Origin of the sequence: Sorangium sp. So ce394 (genome assembly GCF_051474665.1) — a bacterium.
In the GTDB taxonomy this organism is placed as follows: domain Bacteria; phylum Myxococcota_A; class Polyangia; order Polyangiales; family Polyangiaceae; genus Sorangium; species Sorangium cellulosum_D.
Genome location: NZ_CP150339.1, coordinates 9,520,430 through 9,538,644 on the forward strand (window position 1 = coordinate 9,520,430; position 18,215 = coordinate 9,538,644).

The window sequence follows — 18,215 nt, forward strand, 5'->3', positions numbered from 1 at the left end:
CGCCATTTTTGGCCGGAGCCGGCGTCAGCCGCAACTAAACCGTGCTATTTCCGGCACCCATGCAGGACTCGCCCGTGATCGCTACCAGCGACCTCAGCGCGCATGTCGACGGCAAGGTCGTTCTCCGCGGATGGCTCTACAACAAGCGCTCGAGCGGCAAGCTCCACTTCCTCGAGCTGCGCGACGGCTTCGGCACGGTCCAGTGCGTGATGGCCAAGAGCGACGTCGGCGACGAGGTCTTCGCGGCCGCCGACAAGGTCACCCAGGAGAGCGTGATCGAGGTCACCGGCCAGGTGAAGGCGCACCCGAAGCGCGCCGGGGTGTTCGAGGTCGTCGCGTCCGGCTTCCGCCTGCTCGGCCCCACCACGGGCGAGTACCCCATCTCGCCCAAGGAGCACGGGACCGATTTCCTCATGGATCACCGCCACCTCTGGCTGCGCTCGAGGCGGCAGCACGCGATCTTGCGCGTGCGTCACACCATCATCCAGGCCATCCGCGACTTCTTCGACGGGCGGGGGTTCACGCTCGTCGACGCGCCCATCTTCACGCCGAACGCGTGCGAGGGGACGAGCACGCTGTTCCAGACCGACTACCACGGCGACCCGGCGTACCTCACCCAGTCCGGGCAGCTCTACATGGAGGCGGCGGCGGCCGCGTTCGGGAAGGCGTACTGCTTCGGGCCCACGTTCCGCGCGGAGAAGTCGAAGACCCGCCGCCACCTGGCCGAGTTCTGGATGGTCGAGCCCGAGGTCGCGTTCATGGACCTCGAGGGCGACATGGACCTCGCGGAGGACTTCCTCTGCTTCATCGTCGAGCGCGTCCTCGAGCGGCGCCGGCCCGAGCTCGCCGTGCTCGAGCGCGACGTCACGAAGCTGGAGGCCGTCAAGAAGCCGTTCCCGCGCATCCGTTATGACGAGGCCGTCGCCCTCCTGAACGAGGCGCGCGCGGAGAAACGCAAGACGGCTGGAGAGGCTGGAGTTCCCGATTTTCCCTGGGGCGAGGATCTCGGCGGTGAGGACGAGACGATCATCTCCAGCCGGTACGATCGCCCCGTCATGATCCACCGCTATCCGGCCCAGGTGAAAGCCTTCTACATGAAGCGCGATCCGACGGACGACCGGCTCGCGCTCTGCGTCGATGTCCTGGCGCCGGAGGGCTACGGTGAGGTGATCGGGGGCGGGCAGCGTGAGGACGATCTCGCCACACTCGAGCGGGCAATCGAGGCGCACAAGCTGCCCCCCGAGGCGTTCAGCTGGTACCTGGATCTGCGCCGGTATGGCACCTTCCCGCATGCGGGGTTCGGGCTGGGTGTCGAGCGGAGCGTCGCCTGGATCTGCGGTCTGCCCCACGTGCGCGAGACCATCCCGTTCCCGCGGATGCTGAATCGGCTCTCGCCGTAGTGCCGCGCGTCAGAGATCCTGCCGGTTTTCTGGCTGCCGCGCTGTCTCACCTTCACCTCGCGCGCCGCGCGGGGCCGACCTCGCCCCGCCGCGCTCTGCCCCGCAAACGTTGCGCGACCGCCGCTGCGCCGCTGCCCGCTGTGCAGCAACCGCGTGTGCCGGCCGCACGCCGCGAGGCCGGCGAGCTACCGGCGGGGCGGCCGAGCGCTGGAGCGCGCCCCACGGCGCGATGCGCCACGGTGCCGACGCGATGAGCCGACGCGCAGAAGCGGATGAGGCTCGCCGCTGTGCGCGGGGAGGAGGAGCGGGTGGGAGCGCTCCGTGGGACGAGGAGCATGAGTGAGAGGTAACGCGACCAGCGACCGCCGAGACGAGCGGCGGGCAGTGTGGTCAGGCCGTGCCCGCGACGAGCGTCGCCGCTGGGGATCCGTTTTTGCTCCGCTTGCAGGGCGACTCTGTCGTATCAAGAAAGTATAGGGCGCAACGCGCGACCCACGCTCACTCGGCCGACCGACGGAGCCACCCCTGCTTGCAGATGAGGGAGCGCTCTACCGGCGAGCCGGACCCTGCCCCCGCCCCCCGGCCCAACTCGCGAGGACAAAGCTATGGCTCGTCTCGTCGGCTTCATCGGTAACCGTCCGGATCTCGGCGCGCGTGCGATCGAGCTTGAAGACCGTGCCCTCACGGTTCGCCGAAAGGAGGGCGTGATCCCTGGCTGGGGCGTCGGCTTCTACCAGGGAGGAGAGATTCTCCTCAAGCGCCGGCCCATCGACGATCGACCCGAGATCAGCCTGGTCGACATGACCAAGGACGTGCGCGCCGACATCCTCGTGGCGCATGTCCGGGCTGCGACCGTCGGCAGCCTGCGCACCGAGAATACGCACCCGTTCCGCTACCGGCAGTGGCTGTTCGCCCACACGGGCACGGTCGAAGGGTTCGCCCGACTGCGGAGCCAGCTCAGCGACTCGCTGCCGCAGTTCCTCCAGCGCGACGTCCGCGGCGAGACGGACAGCGAGATCCTCTTCCACCTGTTCCTCTCGTTCCTCCACGACAGCGGCCAGCTCGATCGGCCCAACGTGGACGCGGCGAGCGCGCGGGCGGCGCTCCGGTCCTCCATCGCGCTCGTCGATCGGCTCTGCGCAGAGGAAGGAGCGGGGCCGAGCGCGATGAACATCGTGGTCACGAACCCGGAGTACCTGCTCGCGGCCCACGGCGGCACGCCGATGGCGTACCGCATTTACCAGGGCAGCGACGACATGGAGCGGCTCCTGAGCGACGGCGGCCTCGGCCGCATGCGCATGCCCGACTACGCCGCGAGCCGGCTCACGCTCGTCGCGTCGGACTTCGACGACGACCAGTGCCCCGCGGGGTGGACCCACGTCGGCGAGCGTGCGATCGTGACGTTCACGCGCGCCGATGCTCCAGCGATCGAGCCGATCTGAACGCCCCCACGGCCCGCAATGGGCCGCGGCGCACGCAGCGCCGGCCGGCGTCCCCGACACCTCGCGAGCGCCGCCGGCGCTCCCCTCTCTGATCCTCGCGGCGCTCATCGGCTCGTCCCTCCTCGGGTGCGGGCTGGGGGGCCCGGCCTCGTTCCCCGCCGCTTCCGAGCTCCCCGACGATCGTCGCCGTCCGGACGGCGTGGCGATCGATCTGGCGAGCGTCCCGCCGCGACCCGCGAACCAGGCGGACGTGAGGGACAGCGTCGTGACCCTCCGGACGCCGCTCGGCGTCGGCCTGGCGCTGGACGTCGTGGCCGAGCTCTTCAAGCGGATCATCGCCGAGGACAGCGAGGCCCTGGGCGAGCTGCTGACGCGCGACGCCCTCGCGATCCACACCGGCTCCGGCGGATCGGGGCAGCCGCCGAGCGCCGGGCTCTTTTGGGAGCAGCGGTTCCGGCGGCTCGAGTATGGAAAGCTCGCCGGAGAGCCGGTCTACCGCGAATCGGAGCTACAGATCTTCCGGGCGGAGGACGTGCTCGCGACGCCGCAACACCCCGCGATCCAGCCGGAGACGCTCGACGACCAGGACATCGTGATCCGCGTGCCGATCATGACCGCGCGGATCGCGGCGGACCGGCTGCTCGGCGACGAGATCGTGGTGTGGCTGCGGCGAGACGGACCGCGATTCAAGATCTATCGGCTGCTCGAGGACTTCCAGCTACAGTAGGCTTTGCGCTCGTGCCGCATCTCCGACAAGATCAGGGCTCGATGAGCCGCCTCAAGATCGCGTTCGTTGGCTCCGGGGGGGCGGCGCGCGGCCTGGCGCACCTCGGCGTGCTGAAGGCCTGCGAGGAGCTCGGGATCCATCCGGAGATCTACGTCGGCGCGGGGGCCGGCGCGCTCGTCAGCGCGACGTACGGGCAGGACATCCCGCTCGACGTGCTGCTCGACGCGTACCGCCTGCCGTGGAGGCGACGACACCGCGGGCCTCGCCTCCACGTGTCGAGCTTCTTCGGGGCGCCCGCCCTGCGCGATCTGCTCGACCCGGGGTACCTCTGCTCGGGGGTGTTCTCGATCGATCGGCTCGAGCGCTACGTGCGCCGGACGCTGCCGATCAACGACTTCCGGCAGCTGCCGCACGCGGTCTACGTCACCGCGGTCGACGTGGACAGCGCCAAGCGCGTCGTGTTCGGCCCGGGCTACGACGAGGCCACGCCGATCAGCCAGGCGGTGGCCGCGAGCTGCTGCGTGCCCGGCCTGTTCCGGCCCTACCGCATCAACGGCCGCTATCACCTGAGCGGCGAGGTGATCCGGACGCTCTCCGCCGACGTGGCCGTGAACGCCGGCGCCAACATCGTGATCATCTCGAACATCTACCGCCCCGAGGAGCGCGACGAATCGCAGCGCTCGATCGCGAGGAGCGGCGCGCCCGGCGTCGTCCGGCAGTCGCTCAGCATCCTCCTGGCCGAGAAGGAGCGCCGCGGCGTCGAGCTGCTCTCCAAGCTCTACCCGAGCGTCACCTTCCTCGACGTGGCGCCCGCGATCGGCCGTTACAGCTACATGAACCGGTTCGCCGCGAAGCCGCTCGTCTTGCGCGGCTACCGCACGGCGCTCCGCGTGCTCGCCGCCGCGAAGGAGAAGGGCGTCTTCGACGCGCCCTCCTCCAAGAGCGCGCTGAACTAGCGCCGCGCCCTCCCGTCGCAGGGCGGCGCGGCCGGGCGCTACATCCCCGCGACGATGCGGTACTCGTCCTGGTGCTCCACCAGCTCGAGGCGGTTGTCGTCGACCTTGCGGCGCCACTCTTCGCCCTTGCGACCCGGGATGCGGTAGCTGGCGCTGAACGTGTAGTCGACGTAGATGACGTCATCCTCCCGGAGCACGCGCCGGTAGCGGATCTCGTAGCGGATGGCGCGCGCGTCCTGGAATTTGCCGTTCAGGTACTCGCGCAGGCCGGCATAATCGAGGTCGTCCGACGCGTCGATGTTGCCGCCGTCCTCGTAGTACTTGGGCGAGGCGAGCTGGAGCAGCGCGCCGACGTTCTTGCTCTCCACCGCGTTGCGGTACTTCTCGCAGAACGAGATGATCTTGCGGTTGTCGTCGTTGTCCTCGACGTCCGTGTTCGGAATGTAGTGGGTGGCGCAGCCGGCGAGGACGGTCGAAGCCACGACGAGGAACGAAGCGACAGCTTTTGTTTGGCGGCAGAGCATACGCGGGCAGGACAACGCTCAGGGGAAGCAGCTGATTCCAGCCGGGGACCTTGCCAGATCGGGGTGCGGATCGGCAAGCGAAGCGATCAAGACCGCCGCGGGTGACACGGACGGGCGCCCCCGCTAGCCGTGCTCGTCGAGCCAGCGGAGGAGGGCGAGGTGGCCGACGGGGCCGTCGTGGTCGACCGGGAGGTCGAGATCGACCTCGCGCAGGCGCCCGGCGTCGCCAGGATCCGCCTGGAGGAGGAGCGCGACGGCGCCGCAGGCGACCGCGCGGTGCTGCGCGACCGTCAGGCCGAGGAGCTCGCGCGCGACCGGCCCGGCGTCATCGGCCGCGACGACGACCATGCGATCGGCGTCGGAGGACGCGACGAGCTCTGCCGCGGCGCGGAGCGCCTCCAGCGCGCCGCCCAGCCCGGCGCCGACCGCGAAGCTCGGCCCGGTGAGCTGGTACGCGATGGCGCACTCCCCCGCGATCGCGTTCGGCGACGTGGCGGGAAAGAGGCGCGGCTCGACGAAGCGGGCGCCGCGCGCGCGACGGCGGGCGTCGTAGACGTCGTTGGTGTCGATCGTCGCGAGCGCGTGGCCCGCGACGATGCCGGCGCCCCGCAAGGCGCCTTCGCCGACGACGTCGGCGAGGGCCGCCACGGCGGTCAGCCCGAGACGGCAGAGCGCGTCGAGGCGCGCGAGGCGGTCGCGCGGGATGCCCGTGGCCTCGGCGAGGCGCCCGAGATCGAAGCCCGTCACGCGGGCCGCTGCGCGGAGGTGCACCGGGCGAGCGCGCCGCGGCTTCCGCCCGCTCGCGCGGGACGTGAGCAGGAGCGCGGCGTTCGCGCCGCCGAAGGCCGCCGAGAGCTTGAGCGCTGCGTCGAGCGGCCGAGGCTCGGCGCGCTCGAGCAGGAGGGCCGGCGCGTCGGGGTCGAGCTCGCCCTCGGACGCCGCCGGCGGGGCGATGGACGCCGCGAGGGCGGCCGCGGCCGCGAGCGACTCGAGCGCGCCCGCGGCCCCGAGCGTGTGCCCGATCTGGGCCTTGAACGGGTGGACGACGGGCGGAGGGGGCGCGGCGCCCGAGCCCTCCGCGGGGCGAGGCGCGGCGAACAGCGCGGCGATCGCGCGCGACTCCATCGCGTCGTTGTAAGGCGTCGCCGTGGCGTGGGCGCTGACGAGGCCGACGCGCGAGGCAGGCCACCCGGCGTCGGCGAGCGCGGCGGCGCCGGCGCGCATCAGCCCCGAGCCCGTCCGATCCGGGGCGGTGATGTGCACCGCGTCCGTGGAGGCGCCGAAGCCGGCGACCCGGACCATCACGGGGGCGCCGCGGCGGCGATCCTCGCGCACGAGGGCGACGACGGCCGCGCCCTCGCCGAGCGCCATGCCGTCGCGGCCGAGGCGGAACGGGCGCGAGCTCGACGCCGTGGTCGCGCGGAGCGCCTCGAAGCCGGCGGCGACGAAGGTGCTGAGGGCGTCGTAGCCGCCGGCGAGCACGAGGTCGCAGGCGTCGCGATCGAGCCAGCGGAGGCCGAGGCCGATGGCCAGGGTGCTCGCGGCGCACGCCGCGAGCAGGTGCGTGCGCAGCGGGGTCCGCTCCAGCCCAAACGCGGCGAGCGCGTCGTTGAACGGCGCGAAGTAGGTCGCGCCGGAGGCCAGCGCGGCGAGCGAGCCGGCGTCGGCGCCCTCGGCCCGGGCCGCGAAGAACCGCTCCGCGGTGAGCATGCCGCCGCTGGACGTGCCGAGGGCGATGCCGATGCGCTCGCCGCGCCAGCCCGGGCGCACGCGCTCCAGCGCCGCGAGCGTCTGCGAGAGCGCCGCCTTCAGGAGATCCGTGGCGCGATCGGCCCCCGGAGCGACGCCGAGCGCCGCGGGCGCGCGGGCGGCGAAGGGCCGCAGGAGACCGGCGCGCGCGAGCTCTTCGTCGCGCGCGATCGCGACCGGCGCTGGCTCGCCGGCGCCGGGGACGCGGTAGGCGAGAGGGCCGAGGCCGAGCGCAGAGACGGCGCCCGAGGCGATGACGCAGGCGTCGCTCATGAGCCGTCCTCCGGCCCGATCGCGTCGGGATCGACGAAGGCGCGCGGGTCCGGCGCGCGATCCCGCTCCTCGGCCTCGCAGGTCACGGTGACGAGCAGCCCGGTCGAGGCCTGCGCGTAGCGGACATGACCGCAGCCCACGCCCTCGGCGATCACGACCTCCTCGTCGAGCTTTCGCCGGCGCGCGCCCTCCGCCGCCCACGTCGTGCGGCGCGCGCCGATCAGGCCGCGGTCGTCGAGCCGCAGGTCGATCACGGCGTCGCCGTCTCGCAGGACGAACGAGGCCGTGCTCGCGGCGCGCTCGTACCAGAGCAGCGTCCCCGCCGCCGGGTGGAGCATCCACCAGCGCAGGAAATCTACCGGCAGGCCGCGGAGCGACGCTCGCGGCGTCGAGGCGTCGCCGCGCTTCAGCAGATCGAGCGCGGGCACGGCGAAGCGGAAGCGGTCGCCGCGCGCCCACAGATCGAGCGCGGTGGTGCCGCCTGGACCGAGGAGGATCATCCGGAGCGCGCCCTCCGGCGCGACGACCGCGCCGCCCGCCGCGGGCGCGCGCCCGTCGATCGCCGGCGGGGCGATCGCGATCGCCCCGCGCGCCTCGAGCACCTGGCCGGTGCGCGGCTCCCGCAGCGCGAGGCGGACGCGGAGCGTGCGCGGGCCGGCCCCCTCGACCTCGCGGCGGAGCGCTGAGAGGCGCTCCCGCCCCTCGCGCCACGCCGACGGATCGGGCCGCGCGGCGGGCGTGCCCGGCGACGGCCGAGGCAGCATCCGCGCGAACTCGGCGTCGAGCGGGCTGCCGCGCCGCGCGACGTTGGCGGCGCAGGCGGGGGCGCACGCGAGCGAGAGCAGGAGGCACGCGGCGCTCACGAGGCGGCGCTCACGATGGCCGGGCGCAGGCAGCGATGTCGTCACGCGTCGCCGGGAGCGACCAGCAGGATGGCGTATCCGCGGTCGGGTGCGCCGCCCAGGACGAGCACGCTCGCGAGGGCGCCGCTCGCGAGCGCCGCCACCGCCGCGGCGGCGGCGAACCCGCCAGCGCCCTCGTGATCGCCCGCGCGCGGCGCCAGCGTGGAGCACGGCACCTCGGCCCACGGCGAGCCGCGCAGGCAGACGGTGAGGCGCTCCTCGCTCCGCCCGACGAACACGGCGGCGGGCGACGGTGCGCTGGGCTGCGCGCGCTGCGCGACCTCCCCGGGAGCGCGGAGGGGCGCCGGCGCCGGCGCTCCCGCGAGCATCCCCGCGCCGTCGCCGCGCCAGGAGCTCCACCACGCCACCGTCGCCACCGGGCGCGCGCCCCGCTCGCGCACCCGCGCGGCGCTCTCGAAGAGCAGCACGGCGGCGCCCTCGCTGCGCACGCCGCAGCTGACGACCTGCGAGCAGATCGGACCGAGACACCGCTCGATCATGGGGCTCGCCTCCTCGACGCTGCCGGCGGCGAGCGCCTCCCCTTCCCCGGCGGTGATGAGCTCGATGGCCGTGACCATGGCCGACTCCGCGGTCGCGCCGAGGTCGGCCATGGCGAACACCGGCCCGCGGAGGCCCAGGTAGATGGAGGCGTGCCCGACCGGCGACGAGGGGACCAGGTTCGGGAAATCGGCGGGGCTCGCGTACTTCGCCCCCTTGTCGTAGATGCGCCGCATGTAGGCGGTCGAGGCGTCGACGCTGCCGAACGAGGCGCCGACGATGGCGCCGGGCAGGGTGCGGCTCGGCGCGACGTCGGCCGGGTCGCCCGCGCCCGCATCGCCCGGAGCCGCGCCGCCGAGGCCGGCGTCCGAGAGCGCGGTGAGGATCGCGGACGTCGTCAGGCGGCCGGCGCGATCGAGCCGCCTCGCGCGCGCGAGATCGAGGTGCGCGCCCGTGTTGAAGGCGATCGAGCCCTCGGCTGGCGGAGGGCCGGGCTCGAGGTACGCGGCGCCGCCGCGGGTCGCGAGGACGCCGAGCGGGCCGATCGTCGCGGCCGCCGTCACGACCACCGAGCGCCGCACGGGCGCGCCGCCGGCGCCGAGCGGCGGCGGGAACCGATCGGGCTGCGCGAACACGAGCACGCTGTCCGTGCCGCCGAAGCCGAAGGAGTTCGACATCGCCGCCCGGACCGGCGCCTCGCGCGCCTCCTTGAGGTGCAAGAGCTGGCACTCCGGATCGACCTCCTCGAGGCCGCCGGTCGGCGGCATCACGCCGCGCGCGACGGCGAGCGCGGTGATCGCCGCCTCGACCGCGCCCGCAGCGCCGAGGGTGTGCCCGATCTGCCCCTTGGACGACGAGACGGCGATGCGGCTCACCTCGGCGCCGAGGCAGGCGCGCAGGGCGGCGCTCTCCATGACGTCGTTCAGCGGCGTCGCGGTGCCGTGCGCGTTGACGTAGTCGAGATCCGACGGCGTGAGCGCCGCGCACCGGAGCGCGTCGCGCATGACGCGCGCCGCGGTGCGCCCCTCGCGCTCGGGGTTCGTGATGTGATGCGCCTCGGCGCCGGTCGCCCACCCGCGGAGCTCGACGATCGGCTCCGCTCCCCGCGCGCGCGCGGCGTCCTCCGACTCGAGCAGCAGGAACGCCGCAGCCTCGCCCAGGTTCAGCCCGGCGCGCCGCCGATCGAACGGGCGGCACGGATCCGGATCGACGGCCGCGAGGGCGCCGAAGCCGGTGTACGTCAGCCGGCACAGGCCGTCGGCGCCCCCCGCGAGCACGCGGGTGGACAGGCCGGCGCGGAGCCAGGCCGCGCCCAGCAAGAGGGCGTTCGCGCCGCTCGAGCAGGCGCTGCAGACGCTCCTCGCCCGGCGGAACGGGCCGACGGCGGCGCGGACGTGGTCGGCCGTCGACGAGAGCGGGTGCGAGAGCATCCGCTTCAAGGGAGCGATCGCGCTGGGGTCGTGCGAGAGCCAGGCGAGCAGCTCCTCGGTCTCGAACATCCCGGCGGTCGTGCCGCCGACCACCAGATCGACCGGCATCGCCGCGGGGTCGACGCCCGCGTGCGCGAGCGCCTCGCGGGCCGAGAGCACCGCCATCGCGTCGGTCCGGGACCACCCTTCCGCCTCGCCCGGCGGGGCGACGTCCTCCGGGGAGAGGTCGCGGACCTCCGCGGCGATGCGCGCGCGCGTCCCGGGGATCTCGAACAGGGAGAGCGGCGCGAAGGCGCGCTCGCCTGCGATGAGCCGGTCCATCGTCGCCCTCGCCCCGCGCGCCAGGGGCGAGACGACCCCGATGCCCGTCACCCAGATTCGCACGCTCGAACGGCTCTCTGCGGCGCGATCACGCGGCCGCGGTCGACTTGATGATGTGGGCCACGAGCGCGTCCACCGATGCGAAGATCGGCCTCGCCTCGTCTCCCTCCGGGATGCGGACGCCGAAGCGCTCCTCCACGCTCATGGCGAGCTGGAGCGCGTCCAGCGAATCGAGGCCCAGCCCTTCGCCGAACAGCGGCGCGGCGTCGTCGATGTCCGCCGGCGTCTTCCCCTCGAGGTTCAGCTCCTCGACCATGAGTTCTTTTAACTTCTGCCGCACGTCCTGCGCGTTCATGAGCACGTCCCTGCGGGGTAGCACAATTCCGCGCCTTTCTACCAGGGGGCAGCGCTTTTTCTGACGGTTTGGTAAAGAGCGCCCATGGCTCTCGTCGACTACGCCACCTCTGCAGGCGTCGCGCTGCTTACCCTCAATGATCCGCCCGTCAACGGGTACACCCACGAGATGATGAAGGACCTCGACGCGGCCATCCTCGAGGCCCGCTTCGACAACGATGTGCATGTCATCGTCATCACCGGGCACGGCGAAAAGTTCTTCTGCGCCGGAGCGAACATCGACATGCTCCGCGAATCGGATCCGACGTTCAAATACTACTTCTGTCTCCACGCGAACGAGACGCTGAGCCGGCTCGAGCACACGCCAAAGCTCTGCATCGCGGCGCTGAACGGCCACACTGTAGGCGGCGGCCTCGAGATCGCGATGGCCTGTGACCTCCGCATCGCCCGCAAGAACGCCGGCAAGATCGGCCTCCCGGAGGTCGCGCTCGGCGTCCTTCCCGGCACGGGCGGCACCCAGCGTCTCGCCAGGCTCATCGGTAAATCTCGGGCGATCCAGCTGATGTGCGAGGGGCAGACGTTCGATTTCGAGACGGCCCTAGCTGTCGGCCTGGTCAACGACGTCTGGGAGACCGCCTCCCACGACGAGTTCATGGACCGGATCCTCGCGTACGGGCACACGTTCACGCTGCCGGGTCGCGCGGCCTTGGCGGTCGGGCGCATCAAGCGCGCGGTGCAGACAGGCTTCGAGGTGGGGCTCGAACAGGGGCTCGCCCTCGAGCGAGAGCTCCAGGCCGAGCTGTTCGCGTCGGAGGACGCGCGCGAGGGGCTCGCCGCCTACACGGAGAAACGGAAACCGGTGTTCCAGGGCAAGTGAACGCGCGCAGCACGCGCGGCGCTGCACGTAATATTCATTACAATAGACAGCTTCCTTGGGGTGGTCTGACGATTTTCAAATCAGCACGGGCTGCTGCACGTAAGTTCAGGCATGCAACAGCCTCTTGAGCACGTGCCGCTTCTGGAGCGGCCCAGCTTCGAGACCGTGTACACGATTGGCCTGTCGTTTCTCCGGCAAGCGCTCCGATGGCTCGGCGTGGCAGAGCGCGACATCGACGACGTCCTGCAAGACGTCATGATCGCTGCGTACCACGCGCTGGAGAGCTTCGATCCGAGGCGCGGCACAGACGGGGCGCGCGCTGGCCATTGCCCTTCCGGCCGCGAGCCGGGCGCGGGCCGCAGGGCTCCGCAGGCCGCGAGCCCGCTCGGCGAGCCCCTCAGGCGCTGGCTGTTCGGCATCGCCTGGCGGCAGGTCGGCCACTACCGCGGGCGCGCCCATCGCCGCCGAGAGATCGCGGTCGGCGCGGGGGCGAGCTGGCCGTTCGATCTCGCCGACCCGGGCTTGAGCTCGGAACAGCTGCTTGCGCGCGAGCAGAGCGGCCAGCTCGTCGGCCGGCTGCTCGGAGCGATCGACCTCGAACGGCGGGTCGTCCTGATCATGCACGACCTGCTCGAGATGACGAGCGCCGACATCGCGCGCGATCTGGAGGTGAACGAGAACACGGTGCGCAACCGCCTCCGCCTCGCCCGCGAGGACTTCCGCGTGGCGGTGAAGCGCATGAACGCCGAGGACCGGCGCGCGCTGCGCGATCCCTTGAGCCTCCCGGTCGCAGAGCGGTCCCGCGCGGCGGACGAAGAGTCGCTCCTCGACGCGGCCAGGGTCGTCCCCGAGGTGCCGGACGCGATCCGGCGCAGGCTCTGGATCGCGGTGGCGCACGCGACCGCCCACGCGCGCGCGGCCGGCCCGAGCGCGCAGGCCTCCGCGCCGCCGCCCGCGTGAGCGGCGCGCCGCCGCGCGCGGCGCGCCGGGCGGCCGCGATCAGCGCTCCAGCATCCTGCCGTAGTGCTCGGCGAGCGCCGTCCCGCCGAGGCGCGAGAAGAAGGATGAGTAGCAGATCCAGATCGCCAGCCCGCTCATGTCGTCGAACATCGGCGGGAGATACGGGGGCGGGCGGATGATCCCGTCGGTCACGTGCGCGTGGAGGACGGGCACGTCCTCGTGCGCGACCTTCCCCACGAACAGGAAGGGAATGAGCATCGCCCGATCGTGCTGAATGGCGGCGCGCATGAAGGCATAGTTGAGGACGATCCCCTTGCAGTAGCAGGCGTCCTTCGTGAACGGCGCCCCTCCCGCGAGCACGCCGCCGCGAAAGACGCGCCGGGCGTTCTGGAAGCACTCCTCTTCCTCGTACCCTTCGGTGCGGTACCACTCGAACACGTCGAGGAAGGACGCCCCGTCCTCCGCCTTGTCCACCGCGAGGATGCGGTCGTTCAGCTTCTTCGCGCGACGCGGCGTGCTCCTGAAGGTGAGGATCTCGACCAGGACCGCGAGCCCTTCCTGTACCGCCGTGGTGCGCGGAGGCCCCTTCGCCAGCCAGCGCGCCACGGGCTGGGCCTGCCCGTTCAGGCTGGTCGCGACGTGCACCCATCCCTCGTGCGCCTCGAGGATGTCGACGTCGCTCCTGGAGAACATCGCGCCGCTCCGGATCTTCACGTAGTCGCTGCCGGCGGCGGCATCCGCGAGGAGCGAATCGTCCACCTGCACGCGGATCGAGGCGCCGCCGAAGAAGCGGTCGAAGCGGGCGTTCAGCTCGAGCGCCGCCATCTCCGCCGTGATCTCGCGCTGCTGCGACGGGCCGAGCCGCTCGCCGCCGATCGCCGTCAGGAGGTCGTAGAGCACGAACCCCATGTCCCGCACGCTCGTCTTTCCGTCGGGCAGCTTGTCCTTCGGAGAGCCGTAGAGCTCGCGGGACAGGTCGTAGAACGCCTTGGTCCCCCGCCCCATGAGCATGCTCACGACCTTCCTGTACTCGTCCGCGGTCGCGCGGAGGATCTGGCCGAGCCGATCGCGCTTGCCGAGGTCCCGCTCGGCGTCGCGGAGGATCTCCTCGAGCTCGCGCTGCTTCGCCGCCGGATCGAACCCGAGGTCGTCCGCGTAGGTCACCCTGGGCAGCTCGCGCTGCTTCGCGCGGAGAAACTGCTCCTCGACGTCCGCTTCCCACCGGAGCGCCTGGAGGATGCGGATCGGGCGCTGCGCCTCGAGCACGCGCTGGGCGAGGTTCGCGAGGATCTCCTTGTAGGAACGCCACGGCCCGGCGACCGGCGACAGCGGCGCGTGCGGGATCGGTCCGTCGTGCAGGCTCAGCGACTCCAGCGGCGCCGACGGCGCCTCCCCGTTCGACCCGCCGCCCTCATCAGGGGCGCCCTGCCCACCCGGTCCGGGGGCCTCCACGCCGTCCTCCGCCGCGCCGGCGCCGCCGTTGTACGGCTCGTCCGCTGGCTCGCTCACCTTGACCTCGCGCTGCGCCTCCCCGTCCGCCGCGCGCGGCCCCCTCCTCTCCCGGGCCTCAGAGCTCTGCGCCATTGCGATCGATTGCTAACACCTGCTCACCTGTCGGAGCAAACCTCCACGGAGCAGGATCCGCCGCGGTGAGCGCCGGCTCCGCCGGGTCCTTGTCGGCATCGCGGCCTCGGGGTACGAGCCCTGGCCCTATGAGCGATCCCGACCACAGGAACGACGCCGAGACGACCGCCGACGAGGGGTCGAGCTCCCTCTCGGATGCCGCGCTCCTCGAGCGCACAGCGGAAGGCGCCAAGCGGCTCCGCTCGGCGATCGCGGCGGCGGTGGTCGGGCAGGACGACGTTGTCGAGGCCATGCTGATCACGCTCGCCGCGCGCGGGCACGCGCTGCTCGTCGGCGTCCCGGGGCTGGCCAAGACGCTGCTCGTGTCGTCGCTCGCCAAGGCGCTCGACCTCAGCTTCGGGCGCGTCCAGTTCACGCCGGACCTGCTGCCCGCCGACATCACGGGGACCGACGTGCTGCACGAGCAGCACGGCTCCCGGAGCCTGCGCTTCCAGCCCGGGCCCATCTTCCACAACCTCGTCCTCGCGGACGAGGTGAACCGAACGCCGCCGAAGACGCAGGCGGCGCTGCTGGAGGCGATGCAGGAGCGCAAGGTGACCGTCGGGACCACCACGCACGCCCTCCCCGACCCCTTCCAGGTGTTCGCGACGCGAAACCCGATCGAGCAGGAGGGAACATACCCGCTGCCCGAGGCGCAGCTCGACCGCTTCCTGCTCGAGATCCACGTCACCTACCCGAGCGAGGCCGAGGAGCGCGAGGTGGCGCGGAGGACGACGTCGGGGAAGCCGCCCGCGATCGAGGCGGTGCTCAGGGCGGCCGAGGTGCGGGCGATCGGCCGGCTCATCCCGCGGATCCCGGTGACCGACGAGGCCGTGGACCTCGCGGTGCGCCTCGCGAGGGCGACGCGGCCGGGGACCGACCGCGCCGCGCAGGAGGTCCGGGACTACGTGCGCTACGGCGCGGGGCCGCGCGGGAGCCAGGCGCTCGTGATCGCGGCCAAGGCGCGCGCGGCGCTCCGCGGCGAAGCAGCGGCCGACGTGGACGACGTGAGGGCCCTGCTGATCCCGGCGCTGCGGCACCGGATCGTGCTGTCGTACCGCGCCGAAGCGGACGGCGTGCGCGACGTCGACGTGCTGAGCGCCGTGGAGCGGTCGGTGCGCTGAGCGGCGCCGAGGCGCGGGCGGCGCTCAGCGGGAGCGAGGCGCCTGCTGCTGCGCTTCCTTCACCGGGTCGACCGCCTTCATGGCCTTCAGATCCAGCGCGAAGCGCAGCGTACCCGGCCCACGCCCGTCCCAGCTCACGGCGACGACGCCGCTCTTCTTCAGGCCCGTCCAGCCGACGTCGCCGAGCAGCGATGTCACAAGCGCCGACAGCGAGGGCTCGTGCCCCACGAGCGCCAGCGGCTGAGCCCCCTGATACTGCGAGAGCAGGCGGAGTATTTCGGCGGTGTCTCGCGAGGGAGAGAGCTCGGCGATGACGGAGACGTCGTCGGTCAGCTCGGCAGCCTCGGCGATGATCTCCGCGGTCTGCACCGAGCGCACGAGGGGGCTCGTCCAGATCGCCGCAGGGCGTCGGCCCTTCTGCTTCGCGAGCCACTTCGCGACGCGCCGGGTCACCTTGCGACCCTTGCCCGTGAGCCAGCGACCGGCGTCGCCGAGGTCAGGCGCGTCATCCACGGCCTGCCCATGGCGGATGATGAGGATCTCCATGGCGTGACCTTAGCCCGGGCGACCGCCAGCAGGGGAGCGCCGTGCGCGCGGCGCCGGCGAAGGCGCCGGCCCGCGGGCCCTCAGAACTCGCACTGGCTGGTCGCGTCGTTGCAGTGCGAGCCCGGCGCCACGAAGGGACAAATGCTCCCGAAGAAGCTGTTGCAGGGCAAACCGCACGTGTACGCGGTGTGCGTGTAGCAGATCTGCCCCGCGTCGCAATCCGCGTCCGAGGCGCATCGGCAGCTGAAATCGTCGGGGATCCCGTTGCCGTTGTCATCGCGGCCGTCGCAGCACTCCGTCACGTAAAAGTCGCTTGCGCTGCAGTCCTCGTCGGCGCAGTCGAGCGTGCCGTCGCAGTCGTTGTCGATCCCGTCGGTGCACGCGGCGGTCCCGAACTCGGGGCCGGGCGCGGCGCCGCCCGCGCAGCCGCGGCAGGGCCCGAAGGCGCCGCAGTCCGGATCGGCGCAGTCGACGTAGTGGTCGCCGTCGTTGTCGAGATCGTCGTCGCAGATCTCGCTCGGGTTCGGGACGATCTCGACGTTGAGCGCGAAGGGGCCCTCGTTCGCGCCGCCGAAGGGATCGACCGTGAAGCCGTCGAGGAAGACGAAGTACGTGCCCGGGTAGAGGATGCCGAAGTCGAGCCGGGAGGCCCACGACCCGCCGCCGCTGTCGTCATCGCAGCCGATCTCCCGGCCGCTGTTGCAGATGCCGGTGCGGACGTAGAGCGTCGTGTCGAAGCTCGACCCGCGCGTGTCGAGGTGCACGCGCGACGGCGCGGTGAGCACGAAGTAGAAGACCGCCTCGCCGGCGTCGCCGCCGCACGCGCCCCGGGTCTCGCTCACGTGGCCGGTGGTGTCCCCCGTGTAGGTGCCGGTCCCGGGGATGCGCTTCGGCGAGAGGCAGTTCGCCTGCTCGAGCACGCACACCGGGTTGTTCGCGCAGTCCGGATCCTGGCAGTCGATCAGGGCGTCGCGGTCGTCGTCGAGATCGTTGTTGCACTGCTCCGCCGTCGGCGCGCAGCTCGGCGCGAACACGCAGGCGGTGTCGGCGCAGTCGATGTGCTCATCGCAGTCGTTGTCGACGCCGTCGTCGCAGACCTCCGGCACGCAGACCTCGCAGGCCGGCGCGGTGATGCACTGCGGATCCGCGCAGTCGACGCGCCCGTCGCAGTCGTTGTCCTGGCCGTCGTCGCATCGCTCCAGCGAGCCGGGCGGCTGGCACACGCAAGGAAAGCTGCTGCGGCAGTCCGGGTCGGCGCAGTCGACCAGGAGGTCGCAGTCGTCGTCCGTGCGGTTGTCGCAGCGCTCACCGGTCGCGCTGCAGGCGCACCGCGGGTCGGAGCCGCAGTCGCCGTCGTCGCAGTCGAAGGTGCCGTCGCAGTCGTCGTCGACCCCGTTGCCGCACGCCCCGGTCTCCGAGGCGGAGCAGGCGCAGGCGCGGGTCCCCGAGCAGTCCGCGTCGAAGCAGTCGACGAGCGTGTCGCAGTCGTCGTCGACGCCGTTGTCGCAGCGCTCACCGCCGGGGCGCGGGGTGCAGCCGCAGTCCTGTCCTGCGGCGCACGCGGGATCGAAGCAGTCGCTCACGCCGTTGCAGTCGTTGTCCGCCGCGTCCGTGCAGATCTCCGGAGCGCCCGGGAAGACGGACGGGTTGAAGTCGTTGCAGTCGCTCCCGCCGCAGATCGTCGGGCCCACGCCGTCCTCGTCGTCGTCGCGGGGCGCGTGGTCGCAGCGCTCGTCCACGCAGCTGTCGCGGGTGCAGGCGTCGCCGTCGTCGCAGTCCGCGTCGCCGCCGCACGCCGCGAAGCCTCCGAAGCCGCCGCCGTTCGACGACGTCGACGCGCTCGCGCTGGTCGGACCGCCCCCGCCGCCTCCGAGCCCGCCGACGTCGGCCCCCGGGAGCTCGAGGAGGCTCGTCCGGCCGCACGCCCCCGCCATCCCCCCGAGAGCCGCCCACGCCCCGATCGCGAAGAGGAATCGTCGAATCCCAGGGGACCGCCGACGCGCCTCCCCGACCCATGCTGAAGAGCCCGGCTTCATCTCTCACCCTCTCGCACCGGCCGCAGGGTGCCCACGCGTCGCTTCAATGTACACGCCCGAGTTTCCATGAAGGCAAGTTTTGATCCCCTGGTGCCGACCGGCTGCTTGCATGTCCCGTGCGGCCTGCCGCCTCGCCCTCGCGTGGCTGGGCAACGGGAGGCGTCGGGCGGCCGGCGGGTGGGGTGACGCGCCGAATCCGCCGGCTCACGCCGCGGATCAGTTGCGGGTCGACGCGTCCGCGTGTAACGAGGCCCCGTGGGCGCGCAGCTCCAGATCGAGGTCGAGCGGCCGCCTCCTGGCCTGCAGCGCGGCCGTTATCCTGCGCCACAATGGGTCATCCTGGCGGTCGGCGCGACCGTGGTGCTCGGCGCGGTCGTCGTCCTGATCTGGCGGGCGCGGCGTACCCTCCGCTCACGGGAGCGAGGCGGACCTCGCTCGTCGAGGCGTGGGTGACGGGCGCGCGGGGGACCAAG

At 72.5% G+C, this 18,215-nt stretch carries 15 protein-coding genes; 7 read left to right on the forward strand and 8 right to left on the reverse strand.

From position 1 onward, the window contains the following. Nucleotides 1-59: 59 nt before the first annotated feature. From asnS to WMF33_RS35080, 4 genes are all read left to right on the forward strand, one after another. On the forward strand, nt 60-1,400 hold the full coding sequence (asnS, locus tag WMF33_RS35065) for an asparagine--tRNA ligase (RefSeq protein WP_061627616.1): 1,341 nt from the start codon (nt 60-62) through the stop codon (nt 1,398-1,400). A gap of 704 nt (nt 1,401-2,104) precedes the next feature. After that, nucleotides 2,105-2,842 (forward strand): class II glutamine amidotransferase, encoded by a 738-nt coding sequence (locus tag WMF33_RS35070; RefSeq protein ID WP_236644106.1) that lies wholly within the window; start codon nt 2,105-2,107, stop codon nt 2,840-2,842. Continuing rightward, nucleotides 2,817-3,569, forward strand: a complete 753-nt coding sequence (locus tag WMF33_RS35075; protein WP_437332702.1) for a hypothetical protein — start codon at nt 2,817-2,819, stop codon at nt 3,567-3,569. Before WMF33_RS35070 ends, WMF33_RS35075 begins: the two co-directional genes overlap by 26 nt. A 41-nt stretch (nt 3,570-3,610) precedes the next feature. Beyond that, a complete protein-coding gene (locus WMF33_RS35080) occupies nt 3,611-4,525 on the forward strand; it encodes a patatin-like phospholipase family protein (protein ID WP_061627614.1) in 915 nt (304 codons plus the stop codon). Between the two features lie 38 nt (nt 4,526-4,563). On the opposite strand, the gene WMF33_RS35085 is transcribed toward WMF33_RS35080, so the two are convergent. The 5 genes from WMF33_RS35085 to WMF33_RS35105 form a co-directional block, all read right to left on the reverse strand. Beyond that, a complete protein-coding gene (locus WMF33_RS35085) occupies nt 4,564-5,007 on the reverse strand; it encodes a hypothetical protein (RefSeq protein ID WP_437314247.1) in 444 nt (147 codons plus the stop codon). A gap of 165 nt (nt 5,008-5,172) precedes the next feature. Further along, on the reverse strand, nt 5,173-7,071 hold the full coding sequence (locus WMF33_RS35090; RefSeq protein ID WP_437332703.1) for a beta-ketoacyl synthase N-terminal-like domain-containing protein: 1,899 nt from the start codon (nt 7,069-7,071) through the stop codon (nt 5,173-5,175). Next, entirely contained in the window at nt 7,068-7,979 is a 912-nt protein-coding gene (locus WMF33_RS35095; protein ID WP_437332704.1) for a hypothetical protein, read from the reverse strand. The genes WMF33_RS35090 and WMF33_RS35095 overlap by 4 nt, the downstream gene beginning before the upstream one ends. Continuing rightward, the gene (locus WMF33_RS35100; RefSeq protein ID WP_437332705.1) at nt 7,976-10,285 is read right to left on the reverse strand and encodes a beta-ketoacyl synthase N-terminal-like domain-containing protein; all 2,310 of its coding nucleotides are present in this window, start codon (nt 10,283-10,285) and stop codon (nt 7,976-7,978) included. Before WMF33_RS35100 ends, WMF33_RS35095 begins: the two co-directional genes overlap by 4 nt. A gap of 25 nt (nt 10,286-10,310) precedes the next feature. Then, the gene (locus WMF33_RS35105; RefSeq protein WP_044989135.1) at nt 10,311-10,577 is read right to left on the reverse strand and encodes a phosphopantetheine-binding protein; all 267 of its coding nucleotides are present in this window, start codon (nt 10,575-10,577) and stop codon (nt 10,311-10,313) included. A gap of 84 nt (nt 10,578-10,661) precedes the next feature. Between WMF33_RS35105 and WMF33_RS35110 the strand changes: the two genes are divergently transcribed. Then, nucleotides 10,662-11,453 (forward strand): enoyl-CoA hydratase/isomerase family protein, encoded by a 792-nt coding sequence (locus WMF33_RS35110; RefSeq protein ID WP_061621831.1) that lies wholly within the window; start codon nt 10,662-10,664, stop codon nt 11,451-11,453. Nucleotides 11,454-11,564: 111 nt separating this feature from the next. Beyond that, the gene (locus WMF33_RS35115; protein ID WP_437332706.1) at nt 11,565-12,413 is read left to right on the forward strand and encodes an RNA polymerase sigma factor; all 849 of its coding nucleotides are present in this window, start codon (nt 11,565-11,567) and stop codon (nt 12,411-12,413) included. A gap of 39 nt (nt 12,414-12,452) precedes the next feature. Here WMF33_RS35115 and WMF33_RS35120 read toward each other — a convergent pair whose 3' ends face one another. After that, entirely contained in the window at nt 12,453-13,997 is a 1,545-nt protein-coding gene (locus tag WMF33_RS35120; protein ID WP_437332707.1) for a flavohemoglobin expression-modulating QEGLA motif protein, read from the reverse strand. Between the two features lie 128 nt (nt 13,998-14,125). Here WMF33_RS35120 and WMF33_RS35125 point away from each other — a divergent pair, with 128 nt between their 5' ends. Next, on the forward strand, nt 14,126-15,160 hold the full coding sequence (locus tag WMF33_RS35125) for an AAA family ATPase (protein ID WP_437332708.1): 1,035 nt from the start codon (nt 14,126-14,128) through the stop codon (nt 15,158-15,160). A 24-nt stretch (nt 15,161-15,184) separates the two neighbouring features. Here the strand turns inward: WMF33_RS35125 and sixA are convergent, their stop codons facing one another. Together sixA and WMF33_RS35135 are read right to left on the reverse strand one after the other, a co-directional pair. Continuing rightward, nucleotides 15,185-15,706 (reverse strand): phosphohistidine phosphatase SixA, encoded by a 522-nt coding sequence (gene sixA / locus WMF33_RS35130; RefSeq protein WP_437332709.1) that lies wholly within the window; start codon nt 15,704-15,706, stop codon nt 15,185-15,187. Between the two features lie 80 nt (nt 15,707-15,786). Beyond that, on the reverse strand, nt 15,787-17,640 hold the full coding sequence (locus WMF33_RS35135; protein WP_437332710.1) for a MopE-related protein: 1,854 nt from the start codon (nt 17,638-17,640) through the stop codon (nt 15,787-15,789). Nucleotides 17,641-18,215: the final 575 nt, after the last annotated feature.